This window comes from Rhodoblastus sp. (assembly GCF_041915505.1).
Taxonomy (GTDB): domain Bacteria; phylum Pseudomonadota; class Alphaproteobacteria; order Rhizobiales; family Beijerinckiaceae; genus Rhodoblastus.
The window spans coordinates 1-12,402 of record NZ_JAYSBG010000073.1 but is presented as its reverse complement, the minus strand read 5'-3'; the positions used below and the strand labels follow the sequence as shown (position 1 = coordinate 12,402).

The window sequence follows — 12,402 nt, the reverse complement described above, 5'->3', positions numbered from 1 at the left end:
ACATATCGTCAGAAATATCGTCGGCCCGAATGGCGGCGCCTTCGAAGCGAAATCATTTCAGGATTGGCGCAAAGAGGAAGACGACGCTGGGCCGAGGACCGAGATGGGGCGTCGCTGAGCGCGGCGCTTTGCTCCCGTTGGAGAAACACCCGCCGCGGACGCGCCGGGCGTTTCCGGCTCTGCTGGCTTTATCTGTCGACACGCCAATAGCCGCTTCCCGTCCCGGTAAGATATAGCTCCGTGGCGAGGTCGAAACAAAGTCCGTGCGTCTCATTGGCGTTCAGCGCGGCCGATCTGTTGGCGTTTCCGCCGCCTATCACCATGACAAGATTGGCGCTTGTGCTGGCGTAAATGGTCACGCAGGCGCTCATTGGCTTTTGGCTGCTCCATAACGGGTATTTATTGTTGCCGTTGTTCGAGGGAACGTTGAACGATCCCGGCCCGGCAATTGTCGAATTCGTGACCGCGAGCCCGTTCAGGGTCGCCTGCGCGTGGGCGTCATGATGCAAGGCGAAAGACATGAGACATGCCGCGCCGAGAGTGGAAATCTTTTTCACGGACAGCTCCAATCAACCGGAATTGGCCACAGAGCAAGGTGGCCGGGTGATAATCAAACCAGAGTCGGGGTGATGGCAAGGCGCTCGGCGCGGAATTGCCGTTGTTTCACCGTCGCCGAGCGCGACATCTTGGTTTTCGACCCTTGGACGATCCTGCCGCGCCTTCGCATGACGCTCTCCAACACGATCATCCGAGCGCCCGGATCGAACGCCGGCCGCTTAAGGCCATGGCGTCGTTCTCCATAGCGACGCTCCAATGTGCCGGCGCCCATCTCCCATCAAGGCGGTCGATAAAGTGTGATTGCGGTGCAACCACGCCGCCTGCGGCCGAAGCGCGTCCGTCATCGCCCGGGATGGGATGACGCAAATCCCCAAATTATCACCATTTCCGGCAACGCGGCGCCGGCATCGCTGACGCCGCGCGAACCGGAATGGAATGCGCCGCCCGTTGCCGTGTCGGGCTCTTGATTGCATTCTTCTCCGACGCGCCATGACCTCGCGCACAAACGAAAGGAATCGAACGATGACGACAGATGGCGCCTCGCGTCGCAATTTCTTCCGCCTGGCTGCGGCCGGCGCCGGCGGCGCGGCTCTGCTCGCGGCCTCGGCCGGCGATGCATCGGCATATCAGGGCAATATGGAGCGGGCGCTCGGGCAGCTTCAGGGTGCCCTGCGTTCGCTGCGCCAGGCCACGCCGGACAAGGGCGGTCACAAGGCGATCGCTGTCGGCCTCATCGAACAGGCGATCGGCGAGGTGCAAGCCGGCATCGCTTTCGCCGCCGAGCATTTCGGCGATTGAAAGACGGAATGACGTCGGTTCACATTAAAATGAGAACCTGCGGCGCTGCGCCTGTTCCAACATAACGTTGCGCGGCCGGATGCCGGAAGGCGTCGGGCCGTGCGCGCGATCCACCCTCAGGAATGATTGCATGACCCGGATATTCTTGCCCCGCCGCAGCCCCGCCTCGGGCCTGTCGTTCGGCGACGCCTTCTCGAAACGCGCCTGCCTTGCCGGCGCCGTCGCGATCCTGGCCTGTGTCGGCCCGGCTCATGCGATCGAAGCGCGCTACACATGCAGCGGCGGCGCGAAACTGACCGCCCGATTCTCCCCGCCCGGTGGGGCGTTAGGGAACGTCGTACTGACGTTCGAAACCGGCGAGACGCTCACCTTGCCGCAAGTGATGTCCGCCGACGGGGGCCGCTATGCCGACAAGGGCGTCGAATTCTGGATCAAGGGCCAGAACGCGACATTGACTCGCCACGGCGACGTCGAAACCTGTTCGACGAAATGACGCCGCCAAGCGATCTGGAGAGCGACAGGCCGAAACCTCCGGCGGAAGGTCTTGGCTTTCGCTTTTCGCGGCGCCTGTAAAAACTTCGGTCGGAATCCGGAAGGGAAGACAGATGAAAGCCATGAAAAGCGAGTCGGGCTTTTGGGATAATCTGATTCCCCTGAAAGGCGGCCTGTCCGGCCCCCAGCTCGCCGGCTGGACGCCTGGCCCGGCCGCGCATTCGGGCCTCGGTTGCCGTGTGCAGGCGGATGAAATGATCGAGGTCGCGCCTTCCATCGCTTTGGCGGCCGATGTCTATTTGCCCAAGGCGCCGGGGCGTTATCCGGCGGTGATCGCCTTCGCCGCCTATTCCAAGGAACTGCACGCCGCCGGCGTTCCGACCGGCAATAATGAAGCCGGCAGCCCGCCCGTCTTCACGGATCGCGGCTATGCCCATGTCATCGTGACGCGGCGCGGCATGGGGCGTTCAGGCGGCGAGGACGCGGTCTTCCTCAATGACACGGATGTCGCGGACCACGCGAAAGTCATTCAATGGGCGTCCGAACAGGACTGGTGCGACGGACAGGTCGTGCTGTTCGGCACGTCCTATTACGGCCTGACCCAGATTCAGGTCGCGCGGCTGCGCCCGCCCGCGCTCAAAGGCTTTTTCGCCATCGAGACCTGCACGGATTATTTCCGCCACATCGCCATGTTCGGCGGCGCGCCGCAGCCGGATTTCTTCGCCTTGTGGATGGGCGCCAATTTCAACCCGTTCCAGTTCAAGCTGCATGTGCCGCCGCTGGCGCGCGCCGTGGTCAGCCACATCACGAACTCGCCGCTGAAGCGCCTGTGGCAGCCGTTCTTGCGCAAGCGCATGGCGCGGATCATGAAGGGCTTCGAGCGGTTGAAGCCGGCGCGCCAGACGCGCGAATTGTTCGCGGGTTTGATGCTGGACGGCAAGACCCGCGCGACCTTTCCTTTCCCCAGCGGCCCGTCCGGCGCGCTGGAGGCGATCGAGGCGCCTTTCGTCGTGGTGCAGAATGCGGGCTATCTGAACCTGCACCAGTTCGGGGCCTATGATCTGTTCGAAAACGCCGGCACGCCGGCGGATCGCAAATGGCTGATCGTCGGTCCGGCGGCGTTCGAACTGCCGGCCTATCATTGGCAGTTGGAGGCGCTCGCCTTCTTCGATCATCTCGCCTATGGCGCCGACAATGGCTATGCCGCGCAGCCGCGCCTGCGCTATTGGACGGCCGGCGCCGAGGTTTTTCGCGCCGCCGCCGACTGGCCGCTCCCGGACAGCGAGCCGATGCGGCTCTTCCCCGCCTCGAATGGCGCCGACGCCTCGACCCACCGGCTGGACCGCGCGCCGGGCGAGGCCGGCGCCAACCACTGGGCGGCGGTCCCTTTCGGCGGCATCGTCACGCCGGGATTTGACGAAGTCGCCAATCCGCTTCTCAGTTTCGAATGGCCCGTCGAGACGGAGACCGAGCTGACCGGCCCTCTGACGCTGAGCCTCTCCTTCAGCGCGAACGAGATCGATTCCCATGTCGTCGCCCGCACCGGCCGCGTCGCGCGCGACGGGAGCTACGAGATCCTGTCGATGGGCTCGATCCGCCCCGCCTGCCGCAGGATCGACGCCGCGCGCTCCACCGCCACCGAAATCGCGATTGATATCGATCGGCCCCAGCCGCTGACGCCGGGCGTTCCCGTTCCGCTGCGCTTCAGCCTGACGCCGCAGCCTGTGGTCCTGAAGCCGGGCGAGCGTCTGCGGCTCGACATCGCCAGCCGCGTCGATCTGCTGCGTAGCGACGTCAGCCATGGCCATGCGCAATTCGACATGCAGGTTCCGCCCTATTTTTCGAGGAACACGCTGCATTACGGGCCGGACACCTTTCTGGAGGTCAGAATCGCCCCTTCAAGCGCCGGGACGGTGAGCCGATGAGCTTGCCAAAACAAATGTAGAACATTATCGTAACGCATTATCGTGGCCTGCCGACACATTTGCGGCGTCGCGACGCTCGTTCCCGCCAAAGTCAGGATAAGGGCGAAAGCCGCCGCCAGGGAAGAACGATGGAAAAAAATCTGCGCGAACAGATCGTTCAGCATGTGCGCTCGGAAATCATCTCCGGCCATAGCGCGCCCGGCAAGATGTATTCGGCGCCGACTCTGGCGGCCGATCTCGGCGTGTCCACGACGCCGGTGCGCGAGGCGCTGCTCGAACTCGCCCGCAATGGCCTGATCGAGCCGATGCGCAACCGGGGCTTCAAGGTGGTCGAGCCGACCCTGGAGGAATTGCGCAATCTGTTCGACATGCGCGAATTGATCGAGGCGCGCGCCGCCGAGATCGTCGCGCTCAATCGCGGCAAGGGCCTCGACGGGATCGAGCGTTACGCCGACGAAGTCGGAGTCGCGGTCGAGGACGACGATGTGCCCGCTTATCTCGAAGCGGACAGGCGGTTCCATCACGCCTATATCGCCGCCGCCGGCAATGCGCTGATGACGGAAATGGCGCTGGGCCTGCGCGACAAGATGCGGCTTTACGGCATCAGTTCGCGCGCGGGGCGCGAAAGGCAGACGGCCTCGGTCGCCGAACATTACCGCCTCGTCGAACTGGCGCGCGCGGGCGAGGTCGAACAGACGAGGGCGCTGCTGAAACACCATATCCGCACCTGGGAGCCGATTTTCGCCGAGGCGATCCAGAAAAGCGCGCGGGCGCCGATCCCGCTGCGGGCCTGACGGTTTTCGCGCCGTGACGTCCAGCGCCGAGCCCGAGGATCGGGACGATCCGCCGCCGAAGGCCAGGCCCAGTCGGCGCCGCTGGATCATAGCCGGCGCGGTCACGGCGCTCGCCTTGCTCTATTTCGCGCCCGGCTCGTTCGTCGCCTATACGGATGACGCCTATGTGCGGTCGGATTTCGTCGAAGTCGCGCCGCAAGTGGCGGGCGTGATCGAGCGTGTCGAGGTCGCGAACGACCAGAAGGTCGCCGTCGGCGCGCCGCTCGCCGCCATCGATCCGCACCCGTTCGATCTCGCCGTGGCGCTGATTCAGCGGCGCGTCGACGAAGCGGTCGCCGCGGCGAAAGTGAAACAGGACGAGGCGCGCGTGCTCAACGCCGATCTCGATGCGGCGCGGGCCGCCGTGACTCTGGCGCAGCGCGATTACGATCGTTACGCCGCTCTCGTGAACGATCAGGCCATCGCGCAGGCCTCCATGGACCGTTCGGCGAACGAACGGCAGAAAGCGCTCGACACGGCGGCGGGCGTGGAGGCCAAGCTGCGCGTCAACGCCGGCGCGGTCGCCGCGGCGCTGGCGCAGGTCGATGTCGCCAAAGCGGAACTCGCGCTGGCGCAATATAATCTCTCCCGGACCCGGCTCGTCGCGCCGGTTCCCGGCTTCGTCACCAATCTCGCCTTGCGTCCGGGCGCCTATGCCAGCGTCGGCGTTCCCGTGATCGGCCTCGTCGACGACACGCAATGGCGCGTGGTCGCCAATTTCAAGGAATATGTCGCTTCGCGCCTGAAACCCGGCATGCGCGCCTGGATCTGGCTCGATAGTCATCCCTGGAAGTTGTTTCCCGCCCGCGTGTCCAGCGTCGGACGCGGCATTTCCCGCGAGCAGGAGGCCGGCCGCCTGCTGCCCTATGTCGCGCCGACCACCGACTGGATCCGCCTCGCGCGCCGGATGCAGGTGACGTTGACCTTCGATCCCCTGCCGGACGCTCCCCTCTTCATGGGCGCGGACGCGCGGGTCGTGCTGTTTCCCTGAGGCGCGGCGGATGAGCCAGGGCGACTATTCCTCCCGCATGGCTCAGGCGCTGAAGCAAGAATTCGGCGCGCTCTCCTTTTCCGGTCCCACGGCGAGCCTCGCCTTCCGCACGGCGCTTTCCAGCGTCCTCGCCATGATCGTGGCGATGGCGCTTCATCTCGACAATCCCTATTGGGCTGCGATCACTGCCGTCGCCATCGTCCAGCCGGACATGTCCAGCACGCTGGGTCGCAGCGTCGACCGCTGTCTCGGCACCATCGCCGGCGCGGCCGTGGGCTATTTCGGCGCGCATTTCGTCGCGGATCATCTCATCTTTCAGTTGATCGTCGCGAGCGCGGTCGCCTTCGGCGTCTATGGCATGGAGCGCAGCGCCCATGGCTATGCCGTGCTGCTCGGCTCGGTCACGGTCATTCTGGTCATGTTCGGCGCGTTGGAGGCGCCGGATGCGGCGCTCCGATTGGCGGTCTACCGCTCGCTTGAGATCATGGTGGGGGTGGGCGTCGCCTTTCTCGTCGAACTTGTGGTGTCGCCGCCGAGCGAAAGCGCTCCTTTTCCGGACAGGCCGGGGATTTTCGCCCCGCCGCTCGATGAGGGCCTGCTGACGATCGCCATCACCGGCGGGCTCGCCACGGCCAGCATCCCCGTCATCTGGGAGGCGCTTCAGCTTCCGGGCCTCGGCCAGACGCCGATCACCGCTTTCGTGATTCTGGTGGCGATGCGGCGCGAGCCTGTCCTGACGGCGCTCAATCGTCTCGCCGGCTGCGTCATGGGCGGGCTCTACGGCCTGTTCTGCATGCATTTCGTGGACGACAACATCCTGCTCTGGCTCGTCCTGCTGTTCGCGGGGCTTTATGTCGCCAGCCATGTCAAGCACGGCGGCGGCGACGCCGCCTATAGCGGACACCAGGCGGGCGTCGCGGTCATCCTGTCCATGGTGGAGGGATTGGCGCCGTCCCCGGACATCCTGCCGGCCATCAACCGGCTGGTCGGCATTATCGGCGGCATGGTCGTGGTGGTTGCGGCTCAGGCTTTGATTGCGCCTTTGGTCGGGCGCGTCCTTGCGGCCGCTCTTGGCCGCAGCGGCGCAGCCGGCCAGGCTGAAGCGGAAACCTGAAGATGTCCGCTTATGCCGCGCCAATGCCGCGCAGGAAAAGGCGGATGGCGGCGAGCCGGCGCCGCTCCAGTCCGTCGGGGTCGAATTCGACGCCATAAAGCGCCGCGCGGGACCACGGCCCGAGGATGAGATTCAGGAAAAATTCCGCCGCGAGCCTTTCGTCCGGGATATCGAGATGGTCGCGCGCGGCGAAGGCGCGCAAAATGCTGGCGATGGCCTCGACGCCCCGCAGCATGCCCTGTTTATAGGCGAATTGGGCGAGTTCCGGGAATTGCGCCTTCTGGGCGGTGATGACGCGCTGCAGCGCTGCGGCCCCGGGCCTGAAGGCATGGCGCAGCATGGCGCGGCTGAGCCGGTCCAGGATCTCCGCTAGTTCGCCCGATTCGACACCGCTCCCCTGGCTTTCGGCGATTTCGGCCAAAGGCGCCAGCCATTCGTTGATCCGCGCGGTCACGACCGCCTCGAACAGATCCTTCTTGTCCCTGTAGCGGTTGTAGAGCGTCGGCTTGCCCACGCCGGCGGCTTCGGCGACCGCGTCCATGCTGGTGGCGTCGAAGCCGTTTTCCATGAACAGCCGGGTCGCGACGTCGAGCAGGCGAATGTCGCGACGGGCGGCCTCCTCCCTTGTGGGACGGCCGCCGCGCCTGACAGCGGCGTCGCGATGGGCATTCTCGCTATTCAAATCTCAAACTCCAAAACGCAAACGCCTTGCGAAATCGATCCGGCTGTATTAATTTAACTGAACCGTTTCGTTTCATTCAAGGCTCATCATATCATGGACGCTCGTCGCAGCGAACAATTCGAGGATGCCGCTCTGCTTCCGGGGGCTGGCGCGCATGATAAGGCTCCGCAGCAAGGCGACAAGCCTTCGGCGCCCGAGGGCGCCCGCAAGAGGCCGAGCAAGCGCCGCCTGCTGGCTGGACTGCTCGTCGTCGCGCTCGGCGCCGGGGGCTTTTTCGGCTGGCGGTGGTGGACCGTCGGCCAATATCAGATCTCCACGGACAACGCCTATCTCAACGCCGACAAGGTGGCGGTCGCGCCGCGCATCGCGGGCTATGTCGCCCAGGCCTTCGTTGGCGACAACCAGACGGTCCATCGCGGCGACACGCTGGCCTTGATCGACGACCGCGAATATCGCGTGGCGCTGGCTTCGGCCCAGGCCGATTCCGAAAAGGCCGAAGCCGATCTCGCCGGCGTCGGCGCGGCTCTGGGCCAGCAGCAGGCGCAGGTCGAATCCGTGCGCGCAGATCTGGACAATGCCGTGGCGGCGCTGACCTTCTCGCAGGAGGAATTCAAGCGCTACCAGAACCTGCTGCAAACCGGCGCGGGCTCGGTGCAGCGGCAGCAGCAGGCGCAGGCCGACCTCCGCCAGCGTCAGGCGGCGCGCGACAAGGCGCAGGCCACGCTCGAGGCGGCGCAGAAGCAGATCGACAGCCTCAAGGCGCAGCAGGCGGGTGCGCGGGCGACGCTCGACGCCGCGCGGGCGCGGGTCGATCAGGCCAAATTGAATCTCGATTACACCAAGATCGTCGCGCCCATCGATGGCGTGGTCGGCGATCGCTCGCTGCGCACGGGGCAATTCGTGACGCCGGGGACCAATCTGCTCACCATCGTCCCGATGGGCGCGGACATCTATCTGGTCGCCAATTTCAAGGAGACCCAGACCGCGGCGATGAAAGTCGGCCAGCAGGTCGCCTTCACGCTGGACGCTTTTGGCGGCCATGAATTCAAGGGCCGGGTCGAGAGCTTCGCGCCGGGAACGGGCGCGCAATTCGCGCTGCTGCCGCCGGAAAACGCCACCGGCAATTTCACCAAGATCGTGCAGCGCATTCCCGTCCGCATCGCGCTCGACGCCTCCGATCCGCTGATCGACGCGTTGCGTCCGGGCCTGTCGGCCGATGCGACCGTGAACACCAAGCCCGAGGCGGATCAAGTGAAAGAGGCGGCATTGCGTTGAGCACGGTGGACACGATAGCGCCGCCGGAAAGCGCGCGCGCCTCCCTGCGCGACTGGATCGCCGTCTATGGCGCCATCCTCGGCGCCTTCACGGCGATTCTCGACATCCAGATCACCAATTCCTCGCTCTCCAGCATCCAGGGCGCGCTCGGCGCCTCGGCCGAGGAAGGAAGCTGGATCTCGACCGCCTATCTGATGGCGGAGATCATCGTGATTCCGCTGACCGGCTGGCTCGGCTCGCTGATCGGCCTGCGCCGCTATCTCGTCACCAACACCATGCTGTTCGTCGGCTTCTCGGTCGCCTGCGCCTTGTCCAGCTCGCTGCACGAGATGATCCTGTTCCGCGCCGGCCAGGGTTTTACCGGCGGCGTGCTGATCCCCACCGCGATCACCATCGTGCGCGGGCGGCTGCCCAAATCGCAGCAGGCCATCGGCATTGCTTTGTTCGGTTTCACGGCGACTTTCGCGCCCGCCATCGGCCCGACCATCGGCGGCTGGCTGAGCGACAATTTCTCCTGGCGCTATCTGTTCTACATCAATCTGCTGGTTGGGCCGGTCGCGGCGGCCATGCAATATATCGGGCTGGAAAAGACGGTTCCGCGCTGGGGCGAATTGCGCGACGGCGACTGGTTCGGCATCGGCCTGATGATCCTCGGCCTGCCGTCGCTGACCTTCGTGCTGGAAGAAGGCCAGCGCAAGGGATGGTTCGATTCGAGCCTGATCGTCTGGGCCTCGGCTTTGTCGTTCGCCGCCATTGTCGGCTTTATCGTCAGGCAGTTGATGGCGGTGAGGCCGCTCATCAATCTGCGCCTGCTCGCCATTCCCGCCGTCGGCGGCTCCAGTTTCCTGATGATGGTGCTGGGCGCGGTCTCGTTCGGCTCGATCTATATCATCCCGCTCTATTGCGCGCAGATCCTCGGCTATAATTCGCAGCAGATCGGCTATGTGGTGATGTGGAGCGGGCTGCCGCAGCTTCTGCTGTTTCCGGCCATGCCCTTCCTGCTCAAGCGCGTCGATCCGCGCCTGCTGGTCGTGATCGGAACCGTGCTGTTCATTGCGAGCTGCTGGATCAATGTCGGGCTGACCCATGACGTCGGCGTCGACCAGCTGATCCTGCCGCAATTGCTGCGGGCCATCGGCCAGCCTCTCTTCACCATTCCGTTGTCGCTGATTTCGACGGCCGGGCTGTCGCCACGCAATACGGCGGACGCCTCGGCTTTGACCAATATGATGCGCAATCTCGGCGGCTCGATCGGCATTGCGACGCTGGCGACTATCATCGACCGGCGCGAGCAGTTCCATTTCGAAATGCTGTCGGAATCGCTGACGCAAAACGCCTTGCATACGCAACAGCGCGTCGCCGCGCTCGCGGCGGGGTTCCAGGCGCATGTCGCCGATGCGGGCCTTGCCAAAATGCAGGCTATCGCCACCTTGGCCTCGCAGGTCCGTCGGGAGGCTTATGTCATGGCCTATGCGGACGGGTTCTGGATCGTCGCGGTCGGTCTGGCCGTCAGCCTCGGCGCGATCGCCCTTCTGAAAAAGCCGCAAGCCTCGGCCGGTCCGGTCGAAGCGCATTAATCTGACGGGACGGGATCGCCCCCGTTAGACAAAAGACGTCGCCAGGCTAGGCGCTTCGTTCAGCGCGTGCGCCATGAAGCCCAGCGCATTGGCCAGTTTTTCGCGCGATATCGGGCCGCCGAGGCAAACGCGCGCCGCTTCCGGCGGAACGCCGCTGGCGGTGAAGGCGTCGCTGGAGACGACGCCGAGCCCCGTCTGCCGCATATGTTCGGCGAAGGCCGAGCGGGTCCAGCCTTCCGACAAGGTGAGCCACAGGCAGAAACTCAGGGGATCGGCCTTGAACGCTCCCGGCGGCAGGATTTCCGCCGCCAGCGCCTGCCGCGCCCGCGTTTCGGCGCGGATGTTGCGGAGGATGGAATCGGCGGTGCCGTCCTCGATCCAGCGCGTCGCCAGAGCGACCGTCAAGGGCGAGGCCATGACATTGGCGGCGCGCATGGCGGCGGCGAAGGGCCAGGCCGCTTTCGCGCTCGGCGTCACGACAAAGGCCGCGCGGAGGCCCGCGCCGATACATTTGGCCAGCCCGGCGATATGCCAGGTCAGATCGGGCGCAAGCGCTGCGAAAGGATGTGGCCCCTTCTGCAGCAGGAAGCCGTAGGCGTCGTCCTCGACAATCGGCAGATTATGCCTGCGGCAGACGGCGACGAGCTCCGCGCGCCGCGCTTCCGGCACAGTCAATGTGGTCGGATTGTGCAAGGTCGGGTTGAGATAGAGCGCTTTGGGCTTGCGCAGGCGGCAGGCTTCGTCGAGCGCCGCCGGATCGACGCCATGTTCATCCATCGGCAAGCCGAGCAGATTGAGGCCGAGCTGGGCTGAAATCGCCCGCGCGCCCGGATAAGTGATCGCTTCGCAGAGGATCGTGTCGCCGCGGGTCGCAAGCACGGAAAATATGCCCATCATCGCCGCATGGGCGCCGGGCGTGATGAACAGTCGGTCCTGCGTCGGCACCAAAGCGCGGCGGCCGAGCCAGGCGGATGCGGCGTCCTTGTCGATCTGGTCGCCGCCGAAACGCTGGTAGCGCAGCAGGGACACGAGATCCTGCCCGACTGCCGCGAGACCGGCGCGCATCCGTTCAATCAGCTCTGGATCGGTCGGTTCCGGCGGCAGGTTCATCGACGGATCGAAAATATCGGGCCGGCCCGGCCTGTCGTCCGCACGGGGGGCCGGTTCGGCCGGATGGCGGGCGCAGATGAAGGTGCCCATTCCGACGGTTGAGGAAACCAGCCCGCGCTTTCGCGCTTCGGCATAGCCCCGCGCGACCGTGGTGAAATCGATCGCCAGCCGCTCGGCGAGCCGGCGTTGCGGCGGCAGCCGGTCGCCGATGGCCAGCCGCCCGAGGCGAATATCCTCATCCAGAGCGTCCGCGATCGCCAGATAAAGCGGCTTGCCCGACGTCGCCAGATTAGGGGCCCAGTCTTTCATCGCGAAGGCTCCGCCGCATGGCCGCGCCGCTCCGGCGCGGGGAAAAATTGTATGGACATTGTTGCATCACGATTCTTATGCGCGTTTTGAGCGGGTTTGACAAGAAGGGTGACGGCAGAGCGGCGAAATGACGCGCGCGGGCGAGGTCGATTTGTCTCGGGGCTGCCGGTGGAAGCGGCCCTGCACAGCCTTTTTCGCGCCAACAGAATGAGCAATTCGCCGTTCGCTTGGGCGCCAATTTCTAGGCGCCGCCCTTGAAAATTGAATGGAATATTGACTGTATTTTGACTGTCTAATCTGGATTCATTGATGGTGCATGATATGGCACATTGATTGCAAAATGAGAGGCGATCGGTTCGCGATCGAATTCTCAGGAGAAGCCTCAATGCCTGTCGTCACCAAGCCCGCCAACCAGAAGGGCGATTTCCTCGTCGATTACGAAACCAAAGTGTTCGAAGACGTCAAAGCCAAGCCCGGCGAAAAAGCGCTGGTCACCTTCCACACCGTCGCTTTCGAAGGCTCGATCGGCCTGGTCAACCTTCTTCAGACGTCGCGCCTAATCCAGAAGGGCTTCGAAACATCGGTCCTGCTCTACGGCCCGGGCGTCACCCTCGGCGTGCAGCGCGGGTTCCCGAAACTCGGCGACGAGGCTTTCCCCGGCCATCTCAATTTCAACAACCGCATCGAAAAGATCATCGCCGATGGCGGCAAGGTCTATGCCTGCCGCTTCGCCCTTCA

12 protein-coding genes are annotated in these 12,402 nt (G+C 64.8%); 9 read left to right on the top strand and 3 right to left on the bottom strand.

Annotation, left to right across the window (positions count from 1 at the left end):
* Positions 1–188: 188 nt before the first annotated feature.
* On the bottom strand, positions 189–557 hold the full coding sequence (locus ACE3S9_RS06955; protein WP_374545715.1) for a hypothetical protein: 369 nt from the start codon (positions 555–557) through the stop codon (positions 189–191).
* Between the two features lie 523 nt (positions 558–1,080).
* Between ACE3S9_RS06955 and ACE3S9_RS06950 the strand changes: the two genes are divergently transcribed.
* The 6 genes from ACE3S9_RS06950 (at position 1,081) to ACE3S9_RS06925 (ending at position 6,711) form a co-directional block, all read left to right on the top strand.
* A complete protein-coding gene (locus ACE3S9_RS06950) occupies positions 1,081–1,356 on the top strand; it encodes a hypothetical protein (protein WP_374545714.1) in 276 nt (91 codons plus the stop codon).
* A 130-nt stretch (positions 1,357–1,486) separates the two neighbouring features.
* Positions 1,487–1,849 carry an MliC family protein gene (locus ACE3S9_RS06945; RefSeq protein WP_374545713.1) on the top strand — a complete coding sequence of 121 codons (363 nt, stop codon included), beginning with the start codon at positions 1,487–1,489 and terminating at the stop codon, positions 1,847–1,849.
* Between the two features lie 121 nt (positions 1,850–1,970).
* On the top strand, positions 1,971–3,773 hold the full coding sequence (locus tag ACE3S9_RS06940) for a CocE/NonD family hydrolase (RefSeq protein WP_374545712.1): 1,803 nt from the start codon (positions 1,971–1,973) through the stop codon (positions 3,771–3,773).
* 128 nt (positions 3,774–3,901) lie between these two features.
* Complete coding sequence (locus ACE3S9_RS06935) at positions 3,902–4,567, top strand: GntR family transcriptional regulator (RefSeq protein WP_374545711.1); 666 nt, start codon at positions 3,902–3,904, stop codon at positions 4,565–4,567.
* Positions 4,568–4,580: 13 nt separating this feature from the next.
* Positions 4,581–5,597, top strand: a complete 1,017-nt coding sequence (locus tag ACE3S9_RS06930; RefSeq protein ID WP_374545710.1) for an HlyD family secretion protein — start codon at positions 4,581–4,583, stop codon at positions 5,595–5,597.
* A 10-nt stretch (positions 5,598–5,607) separates the two neighbouring features.
* The gene (locus ACE3S9_RS06925; RefSeq protein ID WP_374545709.1) at positions 5,608–6,711 is read left to right on the top strand and encodes an FUSC family protein; all 1,104 of its coding nucleotides are present in this window, start codon (positions 5,608–5,610) and stop codon (positions 6,709–6,711) included.
* Positions 6,712–6,721: 10 nt separating this feature from the next.
* On the opposite strand, the gene ACE3S9_RS06920 is transcribed toward ACE3S9_RS06925, so the two are convergent.
* Entirely contained in the window at positions 6,722–7,393 is a 672-nt protein-coding gene (locus tag ACE3S9_RS06920; protein ID WP_374545708.1) for a TetR/AcrR family transcriptional regulator, read from the bottom strand.
* A 93-nt stretch (positions 7,394–7,486) separates the two neighbouring features.
* Here ACE3S9_RS06920 and ACE3S9_RS06915 point away from each other — a divergent pair, with 93 nt between their 5' ends.
* On the top strand, positions 7,487–8,668 hold the full coding sequence (locus ACE3S9_RS06915) for an HlyD family secretion protein (RefSeq protein WP_374545707.1): 1,182 nt from the start codon (positions 7,487–7,489) through the stop codon (positions 8,666–8,668).
* Positions 8,669–8,673: 5 nt separating this feature from the next.
* Positions 8,674–10,245: a DHA2 family efflux MFS transporter permease subunit gene (locus ACE3S9_RS06910; RefSeq protein ID WP_374545716.1), complete on the top strand. Its 1,572-nt coding sequence runs from the start codon at positions 8,674–8,676 to the stop codon at positions 10,243–10,245.
* A gap of 24 nt (positions 10,246–10,269) precedes the next feature.
* Here the strand turns inward: ACE3S9_RS06910 and ACE3S9_RS06905 are convergent, their stop codons facing one another.
* Positions 10,270–11,664 (bottom strand): PLP-dependent aminotransferase family protein, encoded by a 1,395-nt coding sequence (locus ACE3S9_RS06905; protein WP_374545706.1) that lies wholly within the window; start codon positions 11,662–11,664, stop codon positions 10,270–10,272.
* A 385-nt stretch (positions 11,665–12,049) separates the two neighbouring features.
* Between ACE3S9_RS06905 and ACE3S9_RS06900 the strand changes: the two genes are divergently transcribed.
* A partial coding sequence (locus ACE3S9_RS06900) for an MSMEG_0572/Sll0783 family nitrogen starvation response protein (RefSeq protein ID WP_374545705.1) occupies positions 12,050–12,402 on the top strand: 353 nt, incomplete at its 3' end.